General features: G+C 72.3%; 23 protein-coding genes. 13 read left to right on the top strand and 10 right to left on the bottom strand.

Annotated features, from left to right (window positions below; all coding sequences use genetic code 11):
• Positions 1-7 precede the first annotated feature (7 nt).
• Positions 8-913 (bottom strand): N-acetyl-1-D-myo-inositol-2-amino-2-deoxy-alpha-D-glucopyranoside deacetylase, encoded by a 906-nt coding sequence (gene mshB, locus MTP10_RS28450; RefSeq protein ID WP_310712854.1) that lies wholly within the window; start codon positions 911-913, stop codon positions 8-10.
• Positions 914-958: 45 nt separating this feature from the next.
• On the opposite strand from mshB, the gene MTP10_RS28445 reads away from it, so the two are divergent.
• The 4 genes from MTP10_RS28445 to MTP10_RS28430 all read left to right on the top strand — a co-directional run bounded on the left by MTP10_RS28445 (position 959) and on the right by MTP10_RS28430 (position 6,429).
• Positions 959-3,025, top strand: a complete 2,067-nt coding sequence (locus tag MTP10_RS28445) for a prolyl oligopeptidase family serine peptidase (RefSeq protein ID WP_310712852.1) — start codon at positions 959-961, stop codon at positions 3,023-3,025.
• Between the two features lie 58 nt (positions 3,026-3,083).
• Complete coding sequence (locus tag MTP10_RS28440; RefSeq protein WP_310712850.1) at positions 3,084-4,205, top strand: epoxide hydrolase; 1,122 nt, start codon at positions 3,084-3,086, stop codon at positions 4,203-4,205.
• Positions 4,206-4,303: 98 nt separating this feature from the next.
• Positions 4,304-5,284 (top strand): WYL domain-containing protein, encoded by a 981-nt coding sequence (locus tag MTP10_RS28435; RefSeq protein ID WP_310712847.1) that lies wholly within the window; start codon positions 4,304-4,306, stop codon positions 5,282-5,284.
• Between the two features lie 8 nt (positions 5,285-5,292).
• Positions 5,293-6,429 (top strand): winged helix DNA-binding domain-containing protein, encoded by a 1,137-nt coding sequence (locus MTP10_RS28430; protein ID WP_310712845.1) that lies wholly within the window; start codon positions 5,293-5,295, stop codon positions 6,427-6,429.
• Positions 6,430-6,474: 45 nt separating this feature from the next.
• On the opposite strand, the gene MTP10_RS28425 is transcribed toward MTP10_RS28430, so the two are convergent.
• Both MTP10_RS28425 and MTP10_RS28420 read right to left on the bottom strand, forming a co-directional pair.
• Entirely contained in the window at positions 6,475-8,232 is a 1,758-nt protein-coding gene (locus tag MTP10_RS28425; RefSeq protein WP_310712843.1) for an ABC transporter ATP-binding protein, read from the bottom strand.
• A 2-nt stretch (positions 8,233-8,234) separates the two neighbouring features.
• Entirely contained in the window at positions 8,235-9,923 is a 1,689-nt protein-coding gene (locus MTP10_RS28420) for an ABC transporter ATP-binding protein (protein WP_310712842.1), read from the bottom strand.
• A gap of 135 nt (positions 9,924-10,058) precedes the next feature.
• Here MTP10_RS28420 and MTP10_RS28415 point away from each other — a divergent pair, with 135 nt between their 5' ends.
• Entirely contained in the window at positions 10,059-10,691 is a 633-nt protein-coding gene (locus MTP10_RS28415; protein ID WP_310712840.1) for a phosphotransferase, read from the top strand.
• A gap of 74 nt (positions 10,692-10,765) precedes the next feature.
• On the opposite strand, the gene MTP10_RS28410 is transcribed toward MTP10_RS28415, so the two are convergent.
• The 3 genes from MTP10_RS28410 to MTP10_RS28400 are packed head-to-tail and all read right to left on the bottom strand — an operon-like array spanning position 10,766 to position 14,189.
• Positions 10,766-11,506, bottom strand: a complete 741-nt coding sequence (locus MTP10_RS28410; protein ID WP_310712838.1) for a succinate dehydrogenase/fumarate reductase iron-sulfur subunit — start codon at positions 11,504-11,506, stop codon at positions 10,766-10,768.
• Entirely contained in the window at positions 11,503-13,428 is a 1,926-nt protein-coding gene (locus tag MTP10_RS28405) for a fumarate reductase/succinate dehydrogenase flavoprotein subunit (RefSeq protein ID WP_310712836.1), read from the bottom strand. Before MTP10_RS28405 ends, MTP10_RS28410 begins: the two co-directional genes overlap by 4 nt.
• Positions 13,425-14,189 carry a succinate dehydrogenase cytochrome b subunit gene (locus tag MTP10_RS28400; protein ID WP_310712834.1) on the bottom strand — a complete coding sequence of 255 codons (765 nt, stop codon included), beginning with the start codon at positions 14,187-14,189 and terminating at the stop codon, positions 13,425-13,427. The genes MTP10_RS28405 and MTP10_RS28400 overlap by 4 nt, the downstream gene beginning before the upstream one ends.
• Before the next feature lie 134 nt (positions 14,190-14,323).
• Between MTP10_RS28400 and MTP10_RS28395 the strand changes: the two genes are divergently transcribed.
• The 7 genes from MTP10_RS28395 to MTP10_RS28365 all read left to right on the top strand — a co-directional run bounded on the left by MTP10_RS28395 (position 14,324) and on the right by MTP10_RS28365 (position 21,653).
• Positions 14,324-15,253, top strand: coding sequence for a LysR substrate-binding domain-containing protein (locus tag MTP10_RS28395; RefSeq protein WP_310712832.1), 930 nt, complete (start codon positions 14,324-14,326; stop codon positions 15,251-15,253).
• A 34-nt stretch (positions 15,254-15,287) separates the two neighbouring features.
• Entirely contained in the window at positions 15,288-16,424 is a 1,137-nt protein-coding gene (locus MTP10_RS28390) for a fused response regulator/phosphatase (protein WP_310712831.1), read from the top strand.
• Complete coding sequence (locus MTP10_RS28385; protein WP_310712829.1) at positions 16,421-17,575, top strand: ATP-binding protein; 1,155 nt, start codon at positions 16,421-16,423, stop codon at positions 17,573-17,575. Before MTP10_RS28390 ends, MTP10_RS28385 begins: the two co-directional genes overlap by 4 nt.
• Entirely contained in the window at positions 17,572-18,021 is a 450-nt protein-coding gene (locus MTP10_RS28380) for a response regulator (RefSeq protein WP_310712827.1), read from the top strand. The genes MTP10_RS28385 and MTP10_RS28380 overlap by 4 nt, the downstream gene beginning before the upstream one ends.
• 195 nt (positions 18,022-18,216) lie before the next feature.
• Positions 18,217-19,008, top strand: coding sequence for a hypothetical protein (locus MTP10_RS28375; RefSeq protein WP_310712825.1), 792 nt, complete (start codon positions 18,217-18,219; stop codon positions 19,006-19,008).
• Between the two features lie 9 nt (positions 19,009-19,017).
• On the top strand, positions 19,018-20,904 hold the full coding sequence (locus MTP10_RS28370) for a fumarate reductase/succinate dehydrogenase flavoprotein subunit (RefSeq protein ID WP_310712824.1): 1,887 nt from the start codon (positions 19,018-19,020) through the stop codon (positions 20,902-20,904).
• On the top strand, positions 20,901-21,653 hold the full coding sequence (locus MTP10_RS28365; protein ID WP_310712822.1) for a succinate dehydrogenase/fumarate reductase iron-sulfur subunit: 753 nt from the start codon (positions 20,901-20,903) through the stop codon (positions 21,651-21,653). Before MTP10_RS28370 ends, MTP10_RS28365 begins: the two co-directional genes overlap by 4 nt.
• 81 nt (positions 21,654-21,734) lie before the next feature.
• Here MTP10_RS28365 and MTP10_RS28360 read toward each other — a convergent pair whose 3' ends face one another.
• The 4 genes from MTP10_RS28360 to MTP10_RS28345 form a co-directional block, all read right to left on the bottom strand.
• The gene (locus MTP10_RS28360) at positions 21,735-23,033 is read right to left on the bottom strand and encodes a hypothetical protein (protein ID WP_310712820.1); all 1,299 of its coding nucleotides are present in this window, start codon (positions 23,031-23,033) and stop codon (positions 21,735-21,737) included.
• A gap of 120 nt (positions 23,034-23,153) precedes the next feature.
• Entirely contained in the window at positions 23,154-23,546 is a 393-nt protein-coding gene (locus MTP10_RS28355; protein ID WP_310712818.1) for a (deoxy)nucleoside triphosphate pyrophosphohydrolase, read from the bottom strand.
• The gene (locus MTP10_RS28350) at positions 23,543-24,631 is read right to left on the bottom strand and encodes an NlpC/P60 family protein (RefSeq protein ID WP_310712815.1); all 1,089 of its coding nucleotides are present in this window, start codon (positions 24,629-24,631) and stop codon (positions 23,543-23,545) included. The genes MTP10_RS28355 and MTP10_RS28350 overlap by 4 nt, the downstream gene beginning before the upstream one ends.
• Positions 24,628-25,260, bottom strand: coding sequence for a hypothetical protein (locus MTP10_RS28345; RefSeq protein WP_310712813.1), 633 nt, complete (start codon positions 25,258-25,260; stop codon positions 24,628-24,630). The genes MTP10_RS28350 and MTP10_RS28345 overlap by 4 nt, the downstream gene beginning before the upstream one ends.
• Positions 25,261-25,949: 689 nt before the next feature.
• Here MTP10_RS28345 and MTP10_RS42050 point away from each other — a divergent pair.
• The coding region (locus tag MTP10_RS42050; protein WP_397334528.1) for a hypothetical protein at positions 25,950-26,042 on the top strand (93 nt) is incomplete at its 3' end.

Genomic DNA, 26,042 nt, shown 5'->3' with positions numbered 1-26,042 from the left:
GATGAGGTTAGTGGATCCCGGCGAACAGGTCGTTCTCGCGGTTGTGGGGCTCCCCGAGGCCGCCCGCCTCGGCCGGGGCGCCCGGCAGCGCGGGCCCCGGCACCCCGATGGCCAGCACGAAGTGCTCGACCCCGAGCGCCTCCTGCCCGATCCCGTTCGACAGCGCGAACCACGGCTCCCGCACCGTGACCTGCGTCTCGTGGGCCCGCAGGGCCGCCAGCTTGGCCCCCACCCACGGCCGCGCGTCGATCTCCGTGGTGATCGCCTCGTCGGGGCTGCCGAACGGCACGTCGTCCACGTCCTCGGCGATGAAGCCCGAGCGCGTCTCGCGCAGCGCCTCGGCCGTGCGCCGCATCACGGACCTGGCCGCGGCCGTGTGGTACAGCTTGGCGATCTGCCACGGCTCGCCCTCCCCGAACCCCGCGTCCGCGGCCAGCGCGAACGCCCGCCACGACACCCGGTGCGCCTGGATGTGGTCGGGGTGCCCGTAGAAGCCGTTGGCGTCGTACGTCACGAGCACCTGGGGCCGCACCTCGCGGATGACCTTGACCAGCTCCCCGGCGGCCTCGTCCAGGTCGGCCTGCCAGAACGCGGTGGGACGGTCGTTCGAGGCGACGCCCATCATCCCCGAGTCGCGCCAGCGTCCCGGACCGCCGAGGAAGCGGTGGTCGTGCACCCCCAGCGCCGCGCACGCCGCGGCCAGCTCGCCGATCCGGTGCGGCCCGAGCGCGTCGTCGCGGTCGGCGGCCAGGTGCGCGAGGTGGCCGGGGATGACCTCGCCCTCCTCGCCGAGCGTGCAGGTCACGAGCGTGACGTGGACGCCCTCGGCCACGTAGCGGGCCATGGTGGCGCCGGTGCCGATCGACTCGTCGTCGGGGTGAGCGTGAACGAGCAGCAGCCGTCGATCGGTCATGAGTCAGAGCGTAACCAACGGCCGCCTCCTGGCAGGATTGGGCCCATGAGTGAGAGCTTCCCGCGTCTGTCGGCCAGGACCCGCCGGTTCACCCTCGGGGTGCCCAGGGGCTTCACGATCTCCCCCGACGGCTCCAGGGTGGTGTTCCTGCGGACGAAGGCCGGCACCGACCCGGTCACCTGCCTGTGGGAGCTCGACACCGAGACCCACGTCGAGCGGCTGGTCGTCGACCCGCGGGCCCTCGACGCCGACGAGGGCGACCTGCCGCCCGAGGAGCGCGCCCGGCGCGAGCGCAGCCGTGAGCAGGCGGGCGGCGTGGTCGCCTACAGCACCGACGCCGCGGTGACGGCCGCCGTGTTCGCCCTGGCGGGCGGCCTGTACGTGACGGAGCTGGCGAGCGGCCGGTCGCGCCGCCTGGACGCGCCGGGCGCGGTGATCGACCCGCGCCTGTCCCCGGACGGCCGGCATGTCGCGTACGTGTCCGAGGGCGCCCTGCGCGTCCAGGACCTCGCCTCGGGCGAGGACCGCGCGCTGGCGACGCCGGAGTCCCCCACCGTGACCTACGGGCTGGCGGAGTTCATCGCGGCCGAGGAGATGGACCGGATGCGCGGCCACTGGTGGTCGCCCGGCGGCGACGCGCTCCTGGTGGAGCGGGCCGACGAGGCCCCGGTCCACACCTGGTACATCGCCGACCCGGCCAACCCCGACCGGACTCCGACGGCCCAGCGCTACCCGGCCGCCGGCACGCCCAACGCGGTCACCGAGCTGTTCGTGCTCGGGCTCGACGGCTCGCGGGTGGCGGTGCCGTTCGAGGACGAGTACCTGACCACGGCCGCCTGGGACTCCCACGCGCTGTCGATCGTGACGATGCCGCGCCACCAGAAGGCGCTGCGGCTGTTCGAGGTGGATCCGGCGACGGGCGCCTCGACGCTGGTGCGCGAGGACACGGACCCCGCCTGGGTGGACATCGTCAACGGCGTGCCGGCCCATCTGGACGACGGCTCGCTGGTGTGGGTGGCATCCGCCGACGGCGGCCACCGCCTGTTCGTCGGCGACCGCGCGGTCACGCCGCCCACGCTGCAGGTGCGGGCCGTGCTCGACGTCGACCACGACAGCGTGCTGTTCAGCGCCAGCGGCGACCCGACCGAGATCCAGCTCTGGACGTGGGACGGCCACTCGCTGCTTCCGGTCTCGACCCGTTCCGGGGTGTTCTCGGGACGGATGGCCGGCGGCGTCGGCGTGCTCACCGAGCAGAGCCTCGACGCGGAGGGCGTGTCCACGACGGTCGTGCGCCGCGACGGCATGGCCATCCCGATCCCGTCCGTGGCCGAGCGACCCGGCCTGGACCTGCGGGTATCGCTCGGCCGTTCCGGCCGCCGCGAGCTGGCCACAGCCGTGGTGCTGCCCTCCTGGCACGAGCCGGGCTCGGGTCGGCTGCCCGTCCTCATGGACCCGTACGGCGGGCCGCACGCCCAGCGCGTGCTCAACCGGCGGGGCGGCTACCTGGAGAGCCAGTGGTTCGCCGAGCAGGGGTTCGCGGTCATCGTGGCCGACGGCCGCGGCACGCCCGGCAGGGGGCCGGCGTTCGAGCGCGAGGTGCTCGACGACCTGGCGACCCCGGCCCTGGAGGACCAGATCGACGCGCTGCACGGCGTGGCCCAACAGTACCCCGACGACCTCGACCTCGGGCGGGTGGCGATCCGCGGCTGGTCGTTCGGCGGCTACCTGGCGGCGCTGGCGGTGCTGCGCCGGCCGGACGTGTTCCACGCGGCCGTCGCGGGGGCGCCGGTGACCGACTGGCGGCTGTACGACACCTGCTACACCGAGCGCTACCTGGGCCACCCGGACGAGCAGCCGGACGTGTACGACAACTCCTCGCTGTTCGGCGACGCGGCCAAGCTGGAGCGGCCCCTGCTGCTCGTGCACGGCCTGGCCGACGACAACGTGGTGGCCGCCCACACGCTGCGCCTGTCGTCCGCGCTGCTCGCGGCGGGCCGCCAGCACACCGTGCTGCCGTTGTCGGGCGTCACCCACATGACGCCGCAGGAGGTCGTCGCGGAGAACCTGCTGCTGCTCCAGGTCGACTTCCTGAAGCGCGCGCTGGGCGACTGACACCGGTCCCGGCACCGGAGGACAGAAGGTGGCCGCGATCCTTCCTAGGGTCGCGGCCATGTCTTCACCGACCTCTTCTCACGCGAGCGTGCCCGCGCCCGTCCCCTTTCACATCGACGTCCCCGAGGCCGAGCTCGACGAGCTCCGGCGCCGGCTGGACGCCACCCGTTGGCCCGCCGGCCTGCCCGGCACCGGCTGGACCCGCGGCACTCCCGTGGAGCACGCGAAGGAACTGGCCGCCTACTGGCGGTCGGAGTTCGACTGGCGCGCCCAGGAGCGGCGGCTCAACGCGCTGCCGCAGTTCACGACCGTCCTCGACGGCCAGAGCGTGCACTTCGCCCACATCCGCTCGGACGATCCCGGCGCGCTGCCGCTCGTGCTGCTCCACGGCTGGCCGATGTCCTTCGTGGAGTTCCTGGAGGTGGTCGAGCCGTTGCGCAAGGACTTCCACCTGGTGATCCCCTCGATCCCCGGGTTCGCGTTCTCGTCGCCGCTCGCCGAGCCGGGCTGGACCGCCGGCCGCGTCGCCGGGGCGTTCACGCGGCTGATGGAGATCCTCGGCTACGACCGGTACGGCGTGCACGGCGGGGACACCGGCGCGTTCGTCGCCCCGGAGATGGGCCGCCTGGCCCCCGGACGGGTCACCGGCGTCCACCTCACCGGCATCCTGTCGTTCCCGGCGGGCGACGAGGAGGAGGACGCCCGGCTGACGGACGTGGAGCGCGAGCGGGCCGCCGCGCTGGACGAGGCGACCGCCGGGTACGTCGCGATCCAGGCGCGCTCGCCGCAGACCCTCGCGTACGGCCTGACCGACTCCCCGGCCGCGCAGCTCGCCTGGATCGCGGAGATGTTCCATCGCTGGGCGGGCGGCCCGGTGGACCGCGACCTGTTCCTCACCAACGTCACCCTCTACTGGCTGACGGGCACGGCCGGCTCGGCGGCGCAGATCTACTACGAGCAGGTCAACGACCCGGCGGGCTGGGAGCCCCGGCCGCGCGGCACCGTCCCCACGGGCGTGCTGCTGGCGGGGACGAACGAGTACGGCATCCGGCCGTACGCCGAGCGCGACCACGCGATCGTGCGCTGGTCGCAGCAGGACACCGGCGGCCACTTCCTCGCCATGGAGGAGCCGGGGGTGTTCGCCGAGGACGTCCGGGCGTTCTTCCGCGCCCTGACCTGAGCCGGACGCCGATCGGGCTCGCGACCGATGCCGGCCGCCCCGAGACCCGGCGTTGATCGCGGTCAGGTACCGGCCGCGATCAATGGCAGAGTCGTCGTGTGCTGGAGACCTCAGCCCGGCTGCTCCGCCTGCTGGGCCTGCTGCAGGGACGCGCCTACTGGCCGGGGGCGGAGCTGGCCGGGCGGCTCGGGGTGAGTCCACGGACGCTGCGGCGTGACGTCGGCAAGCTGCGCCGGCTCGGCTACCCCATCGACGCGGTGGGCGGGGTGGGCGGCGGCTACCAGATGGGCAGCGGCGGCGCCCTGCCACCGCTGTTGCTCGACGACGAGGAGGCGGTGGCCGTGGCGGTGGCGCTGGGCACGGCCGCGGGCGGCGCGGTCACCGGCATCGCCGAGACGTCCGTGCGCGCCCTGGCCAAGCTGGACCAGGTCCTCCCCTCGCGGCTGCGCCACCAGGTGGGGACGCTCGGCGCCGCGATGGTGACCATGCCGGCCGCCGGTCCCACGGTGGACCCCGCGACGCTGACCGCCATCGCCGCGGCGGTGCGCGACCGGGAGCGGCTGCGGTTCGGGTACGTCGCGCGCGAGGGCGAGGAGAGCGTGCGCGACGCCGAGCCGTACCGGCTGGTCAGCGGCGGCCGGCGATGGTACCTGCTCGGCTGGGACACGACTCGGTACGACTGGCGCACGTACCGGGTGGACCGCATGTCCCTTCGGGTGCCGAACGGCCCTCGCTTCGTGCCGCGCCCGCTGCCCGACGAGGACGTGGCGCGCTACCTCACCCTGTCCACGGCCACCCGGCCGCACCGCTACCAGGCGGTCGTGACCATGTGCGCACCGGCGGTGGAGGTGGCCGGCGAGGTGCCGGTCACGCTCGGCGTGGTGGAGCCGATCGACGAGCGCACGTGTGTGCTGCGGATCGGCTCCGACAGCCTCGACCACCTGGCGGTGTGGGTGGCCACGTTCGGGTTCGAGTTCGACGTGCGGGAGCCTCCGGAGCTGCTGGAGCGCCTGCGCACCCTCACGGGGCGCCTCCAGCGCGCGGCATGGCCGTCGGACCGGCCACGCGAGGACGAATGAGGAGATCGATGGACGTCCTGTCACGGCGGGCCCTCAACCGGGCCACGCTGGAGCGCCAGCTCCTGCTGGCGCGTACCGGCGCGCCGGCGCTGGAGGTGGTCGAGCGGCTGGCCGGCCTCCAGGCCCAGGACCCCGACCCGCCGTACGTCGGCCTGTGGAGTCGTGTCACGGGCTTCCGGCACGACGACCTGACGACGCTGCTGTACGAGCGCCGGGTCGTGCGGGCGACCCTGTACCGGGGCACCCAGCACCTCGTGAGCGCGGCCGACTACCGGTGGCTGCGTCCGCTGCTGGAACCGATGCTGGAGCGGTGGCGCAGGGGCGCATTCGGCCGGGCGACGCCGGGCGTGGACCCCGCCGAGCTGGCCGCGACCGCGCGGGGGCTGCTCTCCGGCGGCGTTCTGACCCGGCCGGAGCTGGGCAGGGCGCTGGCCGAGCGGTGGCCGGGGGCGGATCCCGTCGCGCTGGCCCGCTCGGTGCAGGGGCTGCTGCCGGTCGTGCACCCGCCGCCCGACGGGACCTGGGGGCGGCGCGGGCCGACGCCGTTCACGCTGGCGGACGACTGGCTCGGCGCCCCGCCGGCCACGACCGCGCACGCGACCCCCGACGGGGCCGCGGACGGGGCCGCTGGCGGGGCTGTGGACAGGGCGCGCGAGCTGCTGCTGCGCTACCTCGCGGCCTTCGGCCCGGCCACGGTCAAGGACGCGCAGGCGTGGAGCGGGCTGACCCGGCTGCGGGCGGTCGCCGACGAGCTGCGGCCCCGGCTGGCGGTGTTCCGGGACGAGGAGGGCGCCGAGCTGCTCGACCTGCCGGAGGCGCCCCGGCCCGACCCGGACACCCCCGCCCCGGTCCGGTTCCTGGCCGCGCTCGACAACGTGGTGCTGGGCCACGCCGACCGGCGGCGGCTGATGACCGATGAGGGCCGCCGGCACATCGGGGTGTACCCGGCGCTGCTGGTGGACGGGTTCGTGCGCGGGCTGTGGGAGATCCGGCGGGCGAAGGGGACGGCGACGCTGGAAGTCCGCCTCTTCACGCCTGTGACGGGTGCGGAGGAGGCCGCCGTCGCCGGGGAGGGCGAGCGCCTGCTCCGCTTCGCCGCCGCCGACGCGCCGACGCACGACCTCCGCCTCCGGCCCATGGACTGAGGCGGGCCTCAGCCGCGCGTCCGGGCCGGGGCGCGGGCCCGGCCCTCAGCCGCTCGTGCGGGCCGGGGCGCCGTGCCAGCTGCTCCACAGCGCCGCGTACGAGCCGCCCGCCGCCACCAGCTCCTCGTGCGGGCCCAGCTCGGTGATCCGCCCGTCCTCCACCACCGCGACCCGGTCCGCGTCGTGCGCCGTGTAGAGGCGGTGCGCGATCGCGATGACCGTGCGCCCGTCCAGCACCGCCGCGAGCGAGCGCTCCAGGTGCCGGGCGGCGCGCGGGTCGATCAGCGAGGTGGCCTCGTCGAGGACCAGCGTGTGCGGGTCGGCCAGCACGAGCCGGGCCAGCGCGAGCTGCTGCGCGTGCGCCGGCGAGACGGCCGCCCCGCCGGAGCCCACGACCGTGTCCAGGCCGTCCGGCAGGGCCAGGAGCCAGTCCAGCGCCTCCACGGCCGCGAGCGCGTCGCGCACGGCCTCGTCGTCGGCCTCCGGCCGGGCGATGAGCAGGTTGTCGCGGATCGTGCCCTTGAACACGTGGTGCTCCTGGGTGACCAGCGCGACGTGCCCGCGCAGGTCGTCCAGCGGCAGCTCCACCAGCGGGACGCCGCCCACCGACATGGTGCCCTCGCGCGGGCCGTGGATGCCGGCCAGCAGCCTGCCCAGCGTGGACTTGCCCGCGCCCGACGGCCCCACCATGGCCAGCCGCTCGCCGGGCCGTACGGTGAGGGACACGCCGTGCAGCACGTCGCGCCCCTGCCGGTAGGCGTAGCGGACGTCGTCGGCCTCGATCAGCTCGCCGGAGGGCCGCGCGCCGGAGGGGGCGCGGTCGTCGCGCACCTCCGCGACGCCGAGCAGCCGGGCCATGGCCGCCCCGCCGACCTGGAGCTCGTCGATCCACATGAGGAACCGGTCGAGCGGGTCGATGAGCTGCTGGGCGTACAGGGTGGCGGCGGTGACCTGGGCCAGCGTGACCCAGCCGTCGATGTAGAACAGGCCGCCGACGAGCAGCGTGGACACGACCGGAACGACGTAGCCCAGCTCCACGGCCGGGAACCAGACCGTGCGCAGGCCCAGCGTGTAGCGCTCGGCCGCGAAGGAGCGGGCGATGTCGCGGTCGGTCCGCTCCCGCCGGCGCCCCTGGAGGCCGAGCGCCTCGACGGCCCTGGCGCCCTGGACGGTCTCGGCCAGGCCCTCGGTCATGTCGGCGTAGGCGGCGTTCTCGCGCAGGTAGCCGTCGCGGGCCCGCCCGAGGTACCAGCGGGTGGCGAACCACAGCAGCGGCGCGGCCACCAGCATCGGCAGCATGAGCAGCGGTCCGACCAGGATGAGCGCGCCCATGGTGATCGCGAACGTGACGACCGCGATCAGCGTCTCGGGCACGGCGTGCCGCACGGTCCGGGACAGCGAGTCGACGTCGCGGGACGTGCGCGTGATCAGGTCGCCCGAGCCGGCCCGCTCCACCGTGGACAGGGGCAGGGCGAGCACCCGCTCGACGAACTCCTCACGCAGCTCGGCCAGGACCTTCTCGCCGAGCCGGGCCGAGGCCAGCACCGCGAAGCGGACCAGCACGCCCTGGAGCAGCAGGAAGGCGCCGATGCCGCCCGCGACGAGCACGACGTTGACGCCGGCCCCCTTCTCGACGTCCTGGACCAGCCGGCCGAGCTGCCACGGCACGGCCAGCCCGGCGACGGCGGCCAGCCCGTGCAGGGCGAGGGCGGTGGCCAGCCGGCGCGGGTACCTCAGTGTCAGCCGCCGGGCGTAGGCGCGCACCCGCGCCTGGTCGGCGACCGGCAGGATCTCGCGGGCCATCGTCAGTCCTCCCCTCGGGTCACGGTGGCGGCGTAGCTGGGCGAGGACTCCAGGAGCTCCCGGTGGGTGCCCTCGGCGAGCACCCTGCCGTCCTCGACGTAGATCACGTGGTCGGTGCGGTCCAGCACCAGCGGGCTGGTGGTGCACACCAGCGTCGTACGGCCGGCGCGCGCCCGGGTCAGCCGGTCGGCGATGCGGGCCTCGCTGTGGGCGTCCACGGCGCTGGTCGGCTCGACCAGGATGAGCACCTCCGGGTCGGCGACCAGGGCGCGGGCCAGCCGCAGCCGCTGCTGCTGGCCGCCGGAGAACTCCCGGCCGCCCTCGGTCACGGACGCCTCCAGCCCGTCGGGCAGCGCCTCCACGATGTCCTCGGCGCAGGCCGCCCGCAGCGCCCGTCGTACGTCGTCGTCGGAGGCGTGGCCGCGGACGTCCAGCTCGTCGCGGAGCCGGCCCGTGAACAGGCGGGCCCCGTTGTCGGCGACCAGGATGCGGGAGCGGACCTCGTCGATCGGCAGGGCGGCCAGCTCGGCCTCGCCGAAGGTGACGTCGCCGCCGGTGTAGCGGCCGAGCCGGTCGGCGATGGCGATCGCGTCCTCGGGCGCGGCAGCGGCCACGGCGGTGAACGTGCCCGGCTGGAGGGTGACGCCGCTGAACGTGTCGCGCAGCACGCCGCCCCCGCTGGTCCCGGTGCCGCCGGACACCTCCGGCTCCATCGACAGGATCCGCACCACCCGGCGGGCGGCCACGTGGCCCTTGGTGAGCTTGTCCGCGGCCTCGGTGAGCGTGCGCATGGGGCCGATCAGGAAGACCGCGTAACCGTAGAAGGCGACGAGCTGGCCGGTGGAGATCTCCCCGTCGAGCGCGAACGAGGCGCCGACGCCGGTGACGGCCGCGATGAGCAGGCCGGGCAGCAGGATCTGCGCGCCTTCCAGCAGCGACTCGACCCGGGACACGGCGACCCCGGCGTGGCGGACGCGCTGCGACTCCTCGCGGTAGCGCTCGGCGAACACCCGCTCACCGCCGATGCCGCGCAGCACCCGCAGGCCGGCCACGATGTCGGCGGCCCTGGTGGACAGGTCGCCGGACAGGTCGCGCTGGGCCTTCTGCCGGCTGTGCAGCGGCCGTAACAGCGGCCCGACGGCCACGGCCATGATCGGCACGCCGACGAGCACCATGAGCCCCAGCGGCAGCGAGGTCGAGATGAGGATCACGGTCACGGTGACGATCGCCACGATCGAGCCGGTGCCCCGCAGCAGGATGTCCATCGAGTTGCCGATGTGCGCGATGTCGGAGTTGCCGACGCTGACGACCTCGCCCGTCGAGACCCGCTTGGGCAGCGTGGCGCCGAGCCGGGCGGCCTGGCGGGCGGTCACCTGGACCGTCCGGTACGCGGCGGCCAGCCAGTTGTAGACGGCCAGCCGGTGCCGCATGATCCCGGTGTACGCCTGGACCAGGCCGAGCCCCAGCAGGGCGAGCGACCAGAGCACCAGCGACCGGGCGTCCTTGGCGGTGACGGCGTCGACGCCCTTCCCGAGCACGGCCGGCACGAGGGCCTGCACGAGCCACCAGACGGTCGCGAAGCCGATGCCGCCCAGCAGGGACGGCAACTGGCGGCGCGCGTTCCACCACAGGTAGCGGAGCGGGCCGCGGACGTCGGGCATGCCGGGATCGGCTTCAGGAAGGGAGCGCATGGCCAGTCAAGGTTGACAAACGGTTCGACGCGCGGCAAACCATTTTCACTCTGTGGAACGTTTCTCCCAGGGCCGTCATAGTCAAGCCGAGCCGCCCGGTGCGCCCGGCGTGTCGGTAGGCCAGAATCGGTCTCTGTGAGGCACGGGTACACCAACAGCACGGTGGGCGACGGCGCGCTCGTCGTGAAGTGTTACGAGGGCCCCGAGGCGGAGGTCCGGCTGCGCACGGAGAGCAGGTTCCTGCGCCGGCTGAGGGGCCGTCTGCCGGTGCCGCGCGTCCACAAGATCACGCCGACGAGCGTGACGACCCGTTTCGTGCCCGGTGAGCACGGCCAGGATCTGCTGGACGACGGCCGGGCGGCCGAGGTGCTGGCCGCCTGCGGGCGGGCGCTGGCCGGCATCCACCGGCTGGGGATCGTCCACGGCGACTACGGCCCGCAGAACATGCTGTTCGACCCGGTGACGTTCGAGCCGGTGGCGATCCTCGACTGGGAGTGGGCGCATCCGGGCCCCCCGGTCGAGGACCTGTCGTGGTGCGAGTGGATCGTCCGCACGCACCATCCGGAGCACGTGCCGCTGCTGCCGCGCTTCTTCGAGGCGTACCGCCGGCAGGGCGGCCCGGAGGTGCCCTCGTGGGGCGACCGGCACGCGGCGATGCTGACCCGCTGCCGCGACCTGCTGGACTTCACGGCCCGCTGGGAGCCGGGAGGCGGCGGCGAGAAGCTCTGGCGGGACCGCCTCGACACGACCTCCGCCTGGACGGCCTGACCGCCCGCCGGTTCTCCCTGGCCGAACAGGGTCATGCGCGCCACGTCGACGGGTTCGACGTGGCGCGCGGGTGACTACTTCGCGTTGGCCTGGAGGTAGTCGCTGTTCATCTGGGCGATCGTGTCCAGCGGGATGCCCTTGGGGCACACCGCGGTGCACTCGCCGGTGTTGGTGCAGCCGCCGAAGCCCTCCGCGTCCATCTGGTCCACCATGGCCTTGGCGCGGGTCAGGCGCTCCGGCTGGCCCTGGGGCAGCAGGCTCAGGTGGGTGATCTTGGCGGCGGTGAAGAGGGAGGCGGAGCCGTTCGGGCAGGCCGCGACACAGGCGCCGCAGCCGATGCAGGTGGCCGCGTCGAAGGCGTCGTCGGCGTCCTCCTTGCGGACCGGCACGCTGTGGGCGTCCGGGGCCGAGCCGGCCGGCACCGAGACGAAGCCGCCCGCCTGGATGATCCGGTCGAACGCCGACCGGTCCACGACGAGGTCCTTCACGACCGGGAACGGCGCGGCCCGCCACGGCTCGATGGTGACGGTGGCGCCGTCCTCGAAGTGCCGCATGTGGAGCTGGCAGGTCGTGGTGGCCCGCTGCTCGCCGTGCGCGACGCCGTTGATCACCATGCCGCACATGCCGCAGATGCCCTCGCGGCAGTCGTGGTCGAAGGCGACCGGGTCGTCGCCCTCCAGGATCAGCCGCTCGTTGAGGACGTCCAGCATCTCCAGGAACGACATGTCAGGCGAGACGTCCTCGACCTTGTACGTCACCATGCGCCCGGCGTCGGAGGGGCCGCTCTGCCGCCAGACCTTCAGTGTCAGGTTCACTTGTAGCTCCGCTGGGTCATCTTGACGTACTCGTACTCGAGCGGTTCCTTGTGCAGCACCGGCGCGCCGTCCGGGGAGTGCTCCCACGCCGACACGTGCGCGAAGTGCTCGTCGTCGCGCAGCGCCTCGCCGTCGGCGTCCTGCGACTCGGCCCGGAAGTGGCCGCCGCACGACTCGGTCCGCACCAGGGCGTCCAGGCACATGAGCTCGGCCAGGTCGAAGAAGTCGGCGACGCGGCCGGCCTTCTCCAGCACCTGGTTGAGCTCCTCGGAAGTGCCGCTGACCTTGACGTTCTCCCAGAACTCCCGGCGCAGCTCGGGGATGCGCTCCAGGGCCTTGCGCAGCGACTCCTCGGTGCGCTCCATGCCGCAGTAGTCCCACATGAGCTTGCCCAGCTCGCGGTGGAAGGAGTCGGGGGTGCGGTTGCCGTTGACCGACATCAGGCGCTCGATCTTGGACCGGACCTTGACCTCGGCCTCGGCCACGGCCTCCTCGTCGACCTCGCCGAACGGGCCGGCCGCCAGGTAGTCGCCGATGGTCGTGGGCAGCACGAAATAGCCGTCCGCCAGGCCCTGCATCAGCGCGGAGGCGCCGAGACGGTTGGCGCCGTGGTCGGAGAAGTTCGCCTCACCGATCACGAACAGGCCGGGGATCGTGGACTGCAGGTCGTAGTCCACCCACAGGCCGCCCATCGTGTAGTGGACCGCCGGGTAGATGCGCATCGGCGTGTCGTACGGGTTCTCGCCGGTGATGCGCTCGTACATCTCGAACAGGTTGCCGTACTTCTTCTCCACGGCGTCCCGGCCGAGCCGGTTGATGGCGTCACGGAAGTCGAGGTACACGCCGAGGCCGCCGGGGCCGACGCCGCGGCCCTCGTCGCAGACGTTCTTGGCGGCGCGGGAGGCGATGTCGCGCGGCACGAGGTTGCCGAACGCCGGGTAGATGCGCTCCAGGTAGTAGTCGCGCTCGTCCTCGGGGATGTCGCCGGGCACGCGGTCGTCGCCCTTGCGCAGCGGCACCCACACGCGGCCGTCGTTGCGCAGCGACTCCGACATCAGCGTCAGCTTCGACTGGTACTCGCCGGACACCGGGATGCAGGTCGGGTGGATCTGCGTGTAGCAGGGGTTGGCGAAGTACGCGCCGCGCTCGTGGGCCCGCCAGATGGCCGTGGTGTTGCAGCCCTTGGCGTTGGTGGACAGGAAGAACACGTTGCCGTAGCCGCCGGTGGCCAGCACGACCGCGTCGGCGACGTGCCGCTCGATCTCGCCGGTCACCATGTCGCGCACGATGACGCCGCGGGCCCGCCCGTCGGCGACGATCAGGTCGAGCATCTCGTGGCGCGTGAACATCTCCACGGTCCCGGCGGCCACCTGCCGCTCCAGCGCCTGGTAGGCGCCGAGCAGGAGCTGCTGGCCTGTCTGGCCGCGGGCGTAGAAGGTACGGGAGACCTGGGCGCCGCCGAACGACCGGGTGTCGAGCAGGCCGCCGTACTCGCGGGCGAACGGGACGCCCTGGGCCACGGCCTGGTCGATGATGTTCACCGAGACCTGGGCCAGGCGGTAGACGTTCGACTCGCGGGCGCGGAAGTCGCCGCCCTTCACGGTGTCGTAGAACAGCCGGTAGATGGAGTCGCCGTCGCCGCGGTAGTTCTTGGCGGCGTTGATGCCGCCCTGGGCGGCGATGGAGTGGGCGCGCCGGGGCGAGTCCTGGTAGCAGAACGACTTGACGTTGTAGCCCAGCTCGCCGAGCGTCGCGGCGGCCGAGCCGCCGGCCAGGCCGGTGCCGACCACGATGATGTTGAGCTTGCGCTTGTTGGCCGGGTTGACGAGCTTGGCCGAGAACTTGCGCTTCTCCCACCGCTCCTCGATGGGGCCCTCGGGCGCCTTGGTGTCCCGGATCTCCGGGCCCTCTACGTAGTTCACTTGACGACTCCGAAGGTGATGGCGAGCGGCGGGGCGAGGAAGCCGACGACGAGGACGGCGGACACGACGGAGGCGGTGGCGCGCAGCGCGCGGTAGCGGGCGCGGTTGGCCCAGCCGAGCGTCTGGAAGGCGCTCCAGATGCCGTGCCGCAGGTGCAGGCCCACCATGACGACGGCCACGAGGTAGATCAGCGTCACCCACCAGCGCGACGCGGCGAACCCGGCGATCATCCGGTCGGCCGGGGCGGAGTCGAAGCCCTTGGGGTTGACCACGCCGAAGGTCAGGTCCAGCAGGTGCCAGACGAGGAAGAGCAGGATCGTGAGGCCGCCGAACCGCATGATGTGCGTGGCGTAGCCACCGGCCTGCGACTTCTTGGCGACGTACTTCACCGGCCGCGCGCGGTGCGCCCGTCTCGCGAGAGAGATCGCGGCCCACATGTGCAGGACCACGGACACGACGAGGCCGATCTCGAGGATCGTCAGCACCGTCCGGTACGGGGCGATGGGCTCCAGCAGCGTGCGCAGCGCGTCGGCGTAGTCGTTGAACGACTCGCGCCCCAGGAAGATCTTGAGGTTGCCCAGCATGTGGAGGATGAGGAAGGAGACCATCACGGCGCCGGTGACCGCCATGACGACCTTCTTGCCGTTGGAGGAGGCCAGGAACTTCTGCGACCTCCGGGCGGCGGGCTTCTTCGCCGGTGGAGCGGACTTGGGGGAGCTAACAGGCGCGGTGGCGGCGCCGCGCTCTATCGTGGCAGTCACGTTTTCTGACGCTAGGTATCCAGCGATGATCCGTCCAAGTCATGACGGGCCTGGTTTCCATAGCCTGCGGCTATGATGTCTGGTTTGCACGGCCGGCGTGCGGAAACAGCCCAGGTCAGTGCGAGGAATATCACATGCAGTTGCAGCAGCTCTCCTACTTCGTCGCGGTGGCCGAGACCAGGCACTTCACCCAGGCGGCCGAGCGGATGCGGGTCGCCCAGCCCTCGCTCAGCAAGCAGATCAAGGCGCTGGAGACCGATCTCGGCGCGCCGCTGTTCTCCCGGGCGCGCGGCAACGTGACCCTGACGGCCGCCGGCGAGGCGCTGCTGCCCCTGGCCCGCCGGATGCTGGCCGACGCCGAGACCGCCCGCCAGGAGGTCGCCGAGCTGGCCGGGCTGCGCAAGGGCCGCGTACGGCTCGGCGCGACGCCGTCGCTGTGCACGGGGCTGCTGGCCGACGCGCTGGCCCGCTTCCACCGTGACTACCCGGGCATCGAGCTGCTGGTCGAGGAGGGCGGCTCGCGGGACCTGGTCAGGGCGCTGGCCCGCGGCCAGATCGATCTGTCCCTGATCATCATGCCGTTGCAGGGCGACGACCCGGCGCTGGTCACCGAGGAGCTCCTGCGGGAGAACCTGGTCGTGGTGACCTCCTCCCACGAGCCGCTGCGCAAGCCGCACCTGCGCATCGAGGATCTGCGCGGCCGCCCGATGGTGATGTTCCGGCGCGGCTACGACCTGCGGGAGGCCACGCTGGCCGCCTGCCGGCAGGCGGGGTTCGAGCCGCGGCTGGCCGTCCAGGGCGGCGAGATGGACGCGGTGCTGCGCTTCGTGGAGGCGGGGCTGGGGGTCGCGGTCGTGCCCTCGATGGTGCTCGACGGGCGGCCGGGGCTGACCGGCACGCCGCTCACGCCGCCGGGGCTCAGCCGTACGGTGGCGCTGGCGCACCGCCGGGACGTGGAGCCGACCAGGGCCGCGCAGGCGTTCCGGGCCACGCTCCTGGCGTTCGTGGTCGAAGCGGGACACGAGGGGACGCTTCCGCAAGGGGTCGAGCTCATCGCACAATGAGCTGCAACAGTTCCACCTGCGAAGAGGCCCGCGTGTGACGGCAACGCTTTCCGAGACATTGACGCTGCTTCTCGTCGAGGACGACGGCGGTGACGCCTTCCTGGTGGAGGAGCTGCTCAAGGAGGCGGAGGCGCCGCCGAGGATCACCTGGGTGCGCAGCCTCCGCGAGACCAGGCCGAAGCTGACCACCGCGATCCAGTGCGTGCTGGTCGACCTGACGCTGCCGGACGCCTCCGGCCTGGAGGCGCTGGAGGAGGTGCTGCGCCTCGCGCCGCACGCGGCCGTGCTCGTGCTGACCGGCCTGCGCGACGCGCACGTGGGCGTCGCCGCGGTGCAGGCAGGCGCCCAGGACTACCTCGTCAAGCAGGACATCGACGCCCGGCTGCTGGCCCGGGCGATCCGCTACGCGATGGAGCGCAAGCGGGCCGACCTGGCCCAGATCCGCCTGGTCGAGGCCGAGCTCATCGCCAAGGAGAACGCCCGGCTGGAGCGCGGCCTGCTGCCCGTCGCACTGCTGCGCACCGACGCGGTCGAGCACTCCACCCGCTACCTGCCCGGCAACCAGGGCACGCTGCTCGCGGGCGACTTCCTCGACACGGTGCAGACCTCCGACGGCGCGATCCACGTCGTGGTCGGCGACGTGTGCGGCCACGGCCCCGACGAGGCGGCGCTCGGCGTCGCCCTGCGCATCGCCTGGCGCACGCTCGTGCTGGCCGGGCAGACCGGCGAGCGGCTGCTGCACACGCTCGACGCGCTGCTGCGGGCCGAGCGCAAGGCTCCGGAGATCTTCACCACGCTGTGCATGGCCACGATCACCCCCGACCTGCGTCATGCCCGGATGCGGGTGGTAGGCCACCCGCCGCCCGTGCTGGTGCGCGACGGCGCGGTGGCCGTGGTGGACGGCACGCCGTCCGGGCCGCCGCTCGGCATCTTCGCCGACGCCGAGTGGAAGGTCATCGATGTTCCTCTCGGAGAGGATTGGGCGATCATGATGTACACCGACGGCCTCATCGAGGCCGCGGCCGGCGAGGACGACCTGCCGCTCGGCGTCGAGGGCCTGGTCGAGCTCGTACGCGAGCACGGCTCCATCGACCTCGACCGGCTCATCCGGCACGTGGGCGTCCCGGACGACGACCTCGCCATGGTGCTCCTCGGGAAGGGGACGGCATGAGCGATGTGTCGGGCATCCGGCCGCTGCCGCCGCCCCGCGTGACCACCGGGCTGGGCAGCCTCCCGATGGGCCGGTGGTTCGCGGTCGTCGGCTCGGTCGTCACGCTCGCGTTCGCGACCGCCATCGTGTACACGATCCTGCTCATCGACCAGGTCCGCGCGGCCCGGCCCCGCCCCGAGGTGGAGGAGCACCTCGGCAGGCTGTACATGGCGCTGATCGTGCTGCTGCTGATCCTGCTGGTGACCGGCGTGGTGCTGGGCTGCGTCGTCAGGTACGTCGTCCTGAAGCCCATCGCCAAGCTCACCGAGCAGGTGCGCCAGGTGGCGGCCGGCGACTACGACCACCGCCCGGCCGTCGAGCACCCGGCGGAGCTGGCGGAGCTGTCCGGCCACGTCGACGCCATGCGCGAGCGCATCGTCACCGCCTGGCGCCGCGCCGAGGAGCAGGCGGTCGAGCTGCGCCGCTCGAACGGCGAGCTGGAGCAGTTCGCCTACGTGGCCAGCCACGACCTCCAGGAGCCGCTCCGCAAGATCGCCAGCTTCACGCAGATGCTCGACCAGCGTTACGGCGACCGGCTCGACGAGCGCGCCAGGCAGTACATCCACTACGCGGTGGACGGCGCCAAGCGCATGCAGCTCCTCATCAACGACCTGCTCGACTTCTCGCGGGTGGGCCGGGTGAGCGGGGAGCGGACGCCCGTCGACACGGGCCCGGCGCTGTCCGCGGCCCTGGACAACCTGTCGGCGGTCCTGGAGGAGACGGACGCGACCGTCACGGCGGGCCCGCTCCCCCGCGTGCTCGGCAACCGGCTCCAGCTCACGCAGCTCTTCCAGAACCTCGTCGAGAACGCCGTCAAGTTCCGCTCCGCGGAGCCGCCCCGCGTCCGGATCGAGGCCGTGCGGAAGGACGACGTGTGGGAGTTCAGCTGCTCGGACAACGGGATCGGGATCGAGGGCAAGTACGCCGACCGGATCTTCCTGATCTTCCAGCGCCTGCACCCGCGCGACGTCTACCCGGGAACGGGCATCGGGCTGGCGCTCTGTCGCAAGATCGTCGACTATCACGGCGGCCGGCTCTGGCTCGACGGCGACGCCGAGGGGCCCGGCGCCACCTTCCGCTGGACGCTGCCCGCGGCGGGTGATGACGCATGAGTGCCGGCCGCCCGATCGAGGTGCTGCTGGTGGAGGACGACCAGGGCGACATCCTGCTGACGCGGGAGGCGTTCGAGTACAACAAGGTGAGCAACCGCCTGCACGTGGTGAACGACGGCGAGCAGGCGATGGCCTTCCTGCGCCGCGACGAGGGCTACCAGGACGTGCCGCGGCCCGACCTGGTGCTGCTCGACCTCAATCTGCCGCGCATGGACGGGATGGAGGTGCTGCGGGAGGTGAAGGCCGACCCCGACCTGCGCACCATCCCGGTGGTCATCCTGACGACGTCCGAGGCCGAGGAGGACATCCTCCAGGGCTACCGGCTGCACGCCAACGCGTACGTCTCCAAACCAGTCGATTTCGAGCAATTTATCCGAGTTGTCCGACAAATAGATGATTTTTTCGTCACGGTGGTTAAGTTGCCGCACCTGGGGAAGCGCCTCTGACGCGTGGACGTGACAGGAATCACAGCGGGTCATCGAAAAAGTGAGTGACCCTTGTCACAAATGCTCACGCGGGCGTCGTAACGTATCCCCCACCAATGCGCGCCCGAGCGGAGACGACGCCCCGCGCCGCGCGCAACAGCGAACGACCCGGACCCCAGGCGAGTGAAGGGTCCGCGGGAGGTGGAGAGGTCCCCGATGAGCCAGACGACGCCCGACGCGCCCGTCAGAAGGCAACGTGCGCAGATCAAGGTGCGCACACTGCGCACAGACCGATGGTGGCTGGCCCCGCTGCTGACCTTCCTGGGGCTCAGCGCCTTCCTCGTCTACGGCGTGTGGGCCATCTTCGACACCCCGTACTACGTGCCGGGGCCGGAGTACATCGCGCCGTTCTCCTCGCCCTGCCTGGCGACCTCCTGCCCCGAGGGGGCGAGGCTCTTCGGCCTGGCGCCCTTCGGCGACTGGTACACGCTGCCGCCCGGCCTGCTGATCCTCGGCCTGCCCGGCGGGTTCCGGCTGACGTGCTACTACTACCGCAAGTCCTACTACCGCTCGTTCTGGCTGTCGCCGCCCGCGTGCGCCGTCCAGGAGCCGCACGGCAAGTACACCGGCGAGACCCGCTTCCCGCTGATCATCCAGAACATCCACCGGTACTTCTTCTACGGTGCCATCGTCATCGGCGCCATCCTCGCCTACGACGCGATCCTCGCGCTCGTCCACCGGCCGAACGGCCTCGGCTCCTGGATCCTGCTGCTCAACGCCGTCCTGATCGCCGCGTACACGCTGTCGTGCCACTCGTGCCGGCACATCACCGCAGGCCGGCTGAACCACTTCTCCCGTCACCCGCTCCGCTACCGCGCCTGGACCTTCGTCTCCAAGCTCAACGCCAAGCACCAGCCCCTCGCGTGGGCCTCGATGTTCTCCGTCATGGGCGCCGACTTCTACGTCCGCCTGGTCGCCAAGGGCATCATCGCCTTCCCGTACGCGTAAGGAATCTCAGTGGAAATCGAGCGTCACGAATACGACGTCGTCGTCATCGGCGCGGGCGGCGCCGGGCTTCGGGCCGCCATCGAGGCCCGCCAGCAGGGCAAGCGCACCGCCATCGTGTGCAAGTCGCTGTTCGGCAAGGCCCACACGGTCATGGCCGAGGGCGGGGCCGCCGCCGCGATGGGCAACGTCAACTCCGACGACAACTGGATGGTGCACTTCCGTGACACCATGCGCGGCGGCAAGTTCCTGAACAACTGGCGGATGGCCGAGCTGCACGCCAAGGAGGCCCCCGACCGGGTCTGGGAGCTGGAGGCGTGGGGCGCGCTGTTCGACCGCACCAAGGACGGCAAGATCAGCCAGCGCAACTTCGGCGGCCACGAGTACCCGCGCCTGGCGCACGTCGGCGACCGCACCGGCCTGGAGCTGATCCGCACCCTCCAGCAGCGCGTCGTCGCCCTCCAGCAGGAGGACTACGAGCAGCACGGCGACTACGAGGCCTACATCAAGGTCTTCGCCGAGTGCACGATCACCCGCCTGCTCAAGGACGGCGAGCGCATCTCGGGCGCCTTCGGCTACTGGCGCGAGAGCGGCAACCTCGTCGTCCTCGACGCCCCGGCCGTGGTGCTCGCCACCGGCGGCATCGGCAAGTCGTACGTGGTGACCTCCAATTCCTGGGAGTACACCGGCGACGGCCACGCCCTGGCGCTGCTGGCGGGGGCCAACCTCATCAACATGGAGTTCATCCAGTTCCACCCCACGGGGATGGTCTGGCCGCCGTCCGTGCGCGGCATCCTCGTCACCGAGTCGGTCCGCGGCGACGGCGGCGTGCTGCGCAACTCCGACGGCGAGCGCTTCATGTTCAACTACATCCCCGAGGTGTTCAAGGACAAGTACGCCACCACCGAGGAGGAGGGCGACCGCTGGTACACCGACCAGGCCAACAACCGGCGGCCCCCGGAGCTGCTGCCCCGTGACGAGGTGGCCCGCGCCATCAACTCCGAGGTGAAGGCCGGGCGCGGCTCACCCCAGGGCGGCGTCTTCCTCGACGTCTCCACCCGCCTGCCGGCCGAGGAGATCAGGCGGCGGCTGCCGTCGATGTACCACCAGTTCAAGGAGCTGGCCGACGTCGACATCACCGCCGAGCCCATGCAGGTGGGCCCGACCTGCCACTACATCATGGGCGGCGTCGAGGTCGACGCCGACACGGGCGCCGCCGCCGTGCCCGGACTGTTCGCCGCGGGCGAGGTCTCCGGCGGCATGCACGGCTCCAACCGCCTCGGCGGCAACTCCCTGTCCGACCTGCTGGTCTTCGGCCGGCGCGCGGGCGCGGGCGCCGCCGCGTACGTGGACGCGCTGCCCGCCCGGCCCAAGGTCGTCCAGGAGCTGGTGGACGAGGCCCGGGAGGAGGCGCTGGCCCCGCTGCAGCGCGCCGGCGAGAACCCGTACGAGGTGCACCACGAGCTCCAGCGCACGATGAACGAGCTGGTCGGCATCATCCGCAAGGCCGATGAGGTCTCCGAGGCCCTGGAGGTCGTCGAGAAGCTCAAGGAGCGGGTCCGCCTCGTCGGCGCCGCCGGGTCCCGGATCTACAACCCCGGCTGGCACCTGGCCCTCGACCTGCGCAACATGGTCCTGGTCTCCGAGTGCGTGGCCCGCGCCGCGCTGCTGCGCGAGGAGAGCCGCGGCGGTCACACCCGCGACGACTTCCCCGGCATGAACCCCGCGTGGCGCCGCAAGCTGCTCGTCTGCTCCACGGCCGACGGCTCCTCGGTCACCGTCGAGGAGAAGACCCAGCCGGCGATGCGCGACGACCTGATCACGCTGTTCGAGCGCGACGAGCTGAAGAAGTACCTCACCGACGAAGAGATGACAGAGTTCGACGGGATTTCGAGATGAGCTACAAGGCGAAGTTCAAAGTCTGGCGCGGTGAGGGCGGAGAGGGCAAGCTCGAGGACTTCACCGTCGAGGTGAACGAGGGCGAGGTCGTCCTCGACATCATCCACCGCCTCCAGGCCACCCAGGCGCCCGACCTGGCGGTCCGCTGGAACTGCAAGGCCGGCAAGTGCGGCTCCTGCTCCATGGAGATCAACGGCAAGCCGCGGCTGGGCTGCATGACCCGGATGTCCACCTTCGAGGAGGACGAGACGATCACGGTCACCCCGATGCGGACCTTCCCCGTCATCAAGGACCTGGTCACGGACGTCTCGTTCAACTACCAGAAGGCGCGGGAGATCCCCTCGTTCACGCCCCCGTCGGGGGTGCGGCCGGGCGAGTACCGCATGAAGCAGATCGACGTCGAGCGGTCCCAGGAGTTCCGCAAGTGCATCGAGTGCTTCATGTGCAACAACGTCTGCCACGTCATCCGTGACCACGAGGAGAACAAGACGTCCTTCGCGGGGCCGCGCTTCCTCATGCGCATCGCGGAGCTCGACATGCACCCGTACGACGTGGCCGAGCGCCAGGAGTCGGCGCAGGAGGAGCACGGGCTCGGCTACTGCAACATCACCAAGTGCTGCACCGAGGTCTGCCCCGAGCACATCAAGATCACCGACAACGCGCTGATCCCGATGAAGGAGCGCGTGGTGGACCGCAAGTACGACCCGCTGGTGTGGCTCGGCAACAAGATCTTCCGTCGCCCGAAGTGACCCGCGCCTGAAAGCGCCGAGGCGGCCGGTGGGATTCCACCGGCCGCCTCGGCGTTTCGGTCAGGGTCTCGCGCGGAGCGCTCAGTGCTTGCGGCGGTGCTTGCCGCCGTCCTCGTCCGGCAGGAACTCGATCAGCGTCGCGTTGGGGTCGGGGCCGGCCGGGGGCGCCTGCCAGGGCTCCGCGTCGCCCGTCTCGGCGGCGGATGCCGGGCTCACGGGATGCTCCGGCGGCGCCTCGAACGGCGCGGCGCCGCCCGCCGGGATGTCGGCCGGCGGCTGCTCCGGCGGGACCAGCGGCTCGAACGGCGCCCGGTACGCCCCGTGGCGCTCCTCCTCGACCGGCTCGTTGCTGTAGAGCACCACCGGCTCGGCGGCCGGCTCGGGCGGAGGACTGGGCAGGCCGGGCAGCACGGGAACACCCGCGTCGGGCCCGCCGTACGTGTTCGGGTCCTGGTAGACGGCCCCGTACTGGAGCGGGCCGCCGGGATACGTCTGGACCGGCACGAAGCTGAGGATCGGCGCGTACGCCGTCGTACCCGGGTAGCCGTGCGGACCCGCGGCGGCGTAGCCGGGACCCGCGGGGTAACCGGCGGGCGGCGGGTAGCCGGGACCCATGGGGTAACCACTCGGGTAGGGCCCGCCGGGCGGATAGCCGCCGGGGTACCCCGGGCCGCCCAGGTCGGGCCGGGGCACCTGCGGGCCGGCCCTGCGGACGGCCGCCGCGTGCGCCATGCGGCGCAGCCGCCCCTCGAAGATCAGCACGGCGAACAGCACCAGCAGCACCATGACCAGCGCCGGGATGCTGAGCTTGCGCGTCATCTCGGCCTGGTCGAACTCCGGAGTCGCGGCGCGCACCTCAAGCTGGACCGACTCGCTCGTCGAGGTCTCCTGCGGTGTGGCCGTGGGCGTCGCCGTGGGGGTGTCGGTGCCGGCGACGCTCGGCAACAGCAGGCTCTGCTCCTCCGTGGGCTCCTCGCTCGGCGACGCGAGCGGATCCTCCACCGAGGCGGACGTCTGCGGCGGCGGGACCACCGGTGGGAGGGTCTGGTCCGGGGTGCTGGGCGGCGGGGTGGGCGCCGTGCTGGTCCTGGTCTTCTTCGGCGTCGGCTGGGTGGTCTTGGTGGCGGGCGGCGACTTGGTGATGGTCTTGGTGATCGTGGTCTCCGGCTGCTCCTCAGGCGTGGGCAGCGTGGTGGTGACCGTGATCGTGACCTCTGGGGAGCTCTCGCAGAACTGGTCGGTGTCGCACGGATCGACGGCGGGATCGTAGGCCGACACCGAGGCGCTGGCGCTCTGGATGACGAACGGCGCGGCGCCGATGCCGGTCAGGCCCAGCGAAAGGACCATCGCGGAGACAGCCGTCGCTCGCGTGCGTGCCACCTGTGCCCTCCGCACGATCCGAAACCATGGTCATGAGGATCTTAATCGTCAAAGGAATCTTAGTCCGGTAAAAGGCACAGTAAAGACGGAAGTACCGCCAGATTCCCTGACAAATCCCGGCTAACCTGCGCGCAGAACCTCCTCGACCGCCCGCATGACCGGCAGGTCCGCCCCCAGCCATGCCACGTCGAAGTACTCGCCGGGCGCCAGCCACCGCAGCGCCAGGTGCTCCTTGGCCTCCGGCGTGCCGGCGGCGAGGGAGCAGAGCCACACCCGCATGACGTAGCCCTCGGCCAGCGCCCAGTCGCCGCCGACCCGCTCCCCCACGGCGACCTCCACGCCGAGCTCCTCCCGGCACTCGCGCACGAGCGCCTCGGTCTCGCTCTCGCCCGGGTCCACCTTGCCGCCCGGGAACTCCCAGCCGCCGGCCAGCGTGGGCGGCTCGGCACGCTGCGCGGCGAGCACCCGCCTCTGCGCATCGACGATCACCGCCGCCACCACGACCACCGTCATAGCGTCCGCAGTTTCTTGAGCTGTTCGAGGGTGTCCGGGTTCTGCAGCGGCCGGGTGAAGCCCACGATGTTCGTACGCGACTCGTAAGCCGTCACCTTGATCGGCCCGCACAGCCGGCACCGCGCCTCGATCATCTTCCCCTTCGACACGACCATCCCCACATGTCCCGGGTTGTCGGGCGATGTGCCCGGCCCCGCGTTGAAGAACACCAGGTCGCCCGGCTGCTCGTCGCCCTGCGACACCTTCACGCCGTACGGCCACTGCTGGAACGTGGTGCGCGGGATGTGCAGCCCCGCGGCCTGGTAGGCCGCGTAGATGATCCCCGAGCAGTCGAACGCGTCAGGACCCGTGCCGCCCCACAGGTACGGCTTGCCCCGCTGCTTCAGCGCGAACGCCAGGATCTTACCCACCACCTCGCTCGGCGCCGCCTCCACCAGCGGGTCGTCGCAGGCGCCGTCGGCCTCCGGCGGCTCCTGGACCTCGCCCGATTTGGCATAGCGGCGGGCGATCTCCTCAACCTGGTCCACGTACCACCAGGCCCGGTTGTAGACGAACAGCGCCCGCCGCACGTTCTCCGGCGCGCCGTTGCGCTTGAGCATCTTGGCCGCGCCGAGGATCGCGTCGGCCGGGTTGTAGATGTCGCCGATCCCGTCACCGTCACCGTCGGAGGCGTAGCCGTTGACCTGCGACGACATCGGGACCTTGGCCTTGCCGCCCCACGTGCTGATGAGGAACTGCATCGGCCCGGCCGCGCCCGCGTAGTTGGTGCCGCTCGTGACCCCGGGCAGGTCGGACCGGCCGTGGTCGGTCTCGCGCTTGCCCACGGCCGCCAGGATCGTCCACTGCACGCCCAGCTTCTCGCCGTTCTTCTTGTACAGCTCCAGGTAGTCGGGCGGGATGTCCGAGGCGGCCGAGTCGGACGCCTCCTGCGCCTTCGCCTCGCTCCCGCAGTCGGGCTGCTGCCCGCCGTTGCCGATGAACGACGGGATCGAGGTCATGAGCATCGGCGACACGATGACCAGCGCGAGCAGGACCGCCCCGGCCGCGCCGAGTGCCAGGGCCACGCGGGTACGTGAGAGGTTCACCCCGTGGTGTCCCCGTCCTGGCCCTCTCCGGCGGGTTGCAGGTCGAACACCCGCCAGTCGGTGCCCATCTCGCTCACCGTCACCGCGTAGTCGTCGGTGAGCTGCTTGTTCCCGCTCTTGGCGGTGATCTGCTGGGTGCCGGTGACGACGAGGACCACAGACGTCTTCTCCACCGACCTGATCTCCTTCACCTTGGCCGTGGCCGTGGACACCACCTCGTCGGCGCGGTTGCGCTCGACCGTGCCGGGCGAGGTGAGCGTGCGCGCCAGGACGGCGCCGAGGTCCGCCGTGGCGAACGCCTTGACCCGGTCGGCGTACGCCGCCGGGTCCTCGTCGTAGCGGAAGGTGCCGTACGCGGCGGTGAACCGCTCGGCCAGATCGGCCGACGCCGCGAGCTGCTCCTTCGACATCGGCAGGTACGCGTAGATGTCGAACGGGGCGTCGCTCGCCGTCGCCAGGGGCGTGCTGCGCGGCACGGTCACCACGCCGCTCGGCGTACGGCCGGCGACCGGCTCCTCCTCGGCGGATTCGCCGGAGCCGGGCCACATCGTCACGTAGAGGCCGACGGCGGCGATCACCACCACGATGGCGGCGAACGCCAGCCCCCGCTTGTCACCGGGCAGGGCCATCGTCAGTCCCTGTCCTGACCGCCGGGCTTGAGCCAGAACGGCACGGGCGGCTCGTCACCGCCGGAGCCGTTGCCGCGGCGGCTGGGCAGCCACAGCGGCGGCGGCTCCTCCGCGCGGCTTCGCGGCGCGTCGGCCGGCCGCGACGACCCGCCGAAGATCCCGCCGCCCGAGGAGCCGCCGCTCGACGACCGCCGGCCGCCCGAGTCGCCCCACCGGGAGCCGCCCGAACGCGACCCGCCGGAACCGCCGGAACCTCGCGACCTCGACCCGCCGCCGAACAGCCCACCGCCCGAGCCTCCGGACCGTGACCCGCCGGACCGTGACCCGCCGGACCCCGAGCCTCCGAAGATCCCGCCGCCGGAGCCGCCCGAGCCGCCTGAGCCGCCGCCGCGCGACGCCCAGCCACCACCGGACCGGCCGCCGAACCAGCCGCCACCGCCTGACGAGCCACCTGATGAGCCTGCGCCACCGCCGTCACCGCCGGTGTTGCCGCCACCGCCGCTGCCACCGCGGTTGCCGCCGCCGCCCGCTCCCGCCAGCCGGGACACCGCGCCCGCGCCGCCCGACACCCGCGGACCGGTCCCACCGGACACGCGCGGGCCCGACCCGCCCGACGCACCGCCTGACGCGCCACCCGTCGCACCACCGGTCGCACCACCGGCCGCACCGACCGGTTCGCGCACCGGTGGATCGTCGAGCTGGTCGAGCGGCTGCACGCCACCCGCACCGACCAGTTCGCGGGGGTGCTCGACATGGTCTACGCCGGCGGCGTGCCGATCGCC

Origin of the sequence: Nonomuraea sp. 3-1Str, assembly GCF_031570565.1 — a bacterium.
Taxonomy (GTDB): domain Bacteria; phylum Actinomycetota; class Actinomycetes; order Streptosporangiales; family Streptosporangiaceae; genus Nonomuraea.
Note: the sequence above shows the minus strand (reverse complement) of the source record. Positions and strands in the feature narration are given on the sequence as shown.

Excerpts from the sequence above, each read along its gene's own strand:
- MTP10_RS28375 (WP_310712825.1), top strand. The coding sequence starts at position 18,217 with ATGAGCCAGACGACGCCCGACGCGCCCGTCAGAAGGCAACGTGCGCAG.
- MTP10_RS28445 (WP_310712852.1), top strand. The coding sequence starts at position 959 with ATGAGTGAGAGCTTCCCGCGTCTGTCGGCCAGGACCCGCCGGTTCACC.
- MTP10_RS28365 (WP_310712822.1), top strand. The coding sequence starts at position 20,901 with ATGAGCTACAAGGCGAAGTTCAAAGTCTGGCGCGGTGAGGGCGGAGAG.
- MTP10_RS28380 (WP_310712827.1), top strand. The coding sequence starts at position 17,572 with ATGAGTGCCGGCCGCCCGATCGAGGTGCTGCTGGTGGAGGACGACCAG.
- MTP10_RS28345 (WP_310712813.1), bottom strand. The coding sequence starts at position 25,260 with ATGGCCCTGCCCGGTGACAAGCGGGGGCTGGCGTTCGCCGCCATCGTG.
- MTP10_RS28440 (WP_310712850.1), top strand. The coding sequence starts at position 3,084 with ATGTCTTCACCGACCTCTTCTCACGCGAGCGTGCCCGCGCCCGTCCCC.
- mshB (WP_310712854.1), bottom strand. The coding sequence starts at position 913 with ATGACCGATCGACGGCTGCTGCTCGTTCACGCTCACCCCGACGACGAG.
- MTP10_RS28395 (WP_310712832.1), top strand. The coding sequence starts at position 14,324 with ATGCAGTTGCAGCAGCTCTCCTACTTCGTCGCGGTGGCCGAGACCAGG.
- MTP10_RS28420 (WP_310712842.1), bottom strand. The coding sequence starts at position 9,923 with ATGCGCTCCCTTCCTGAAGCCGATCCCGGCATGCCCGACGTCCGCGGC.
- MTP10_RS28355 (WP_310712818.1), bottom strand. The coding sequence starts at position 23,546 with ATGACGGTGGTCGTGGTGGCGGCGGTGATCGTCGATGCGCAGAGGCGG.
- MTP10_RS28425 (WP_310712843.1), bottom strand. The coding sequence starts at position 8,232 with ATGGCCCGCGAGATCCTGCCGGTCGCCGACCAGGCGCGGGTGCGCGCC.
- MTP10_RS28385 (WP_310712829.1), top strand. The coding sequence starts at position 16,421 with ATGAGCGATGTGTCGGGCATCCGGCCGCTGCCGCCGCCCCGCGTGACC.
- MTP10_RS28430 (WP_310712845.1), top strand. The coding sequence starts at position 5,293 with ATGGACGTCCTGTCACGGCGGGCCCTCAACCGGGCCACGCTGGAGCGC.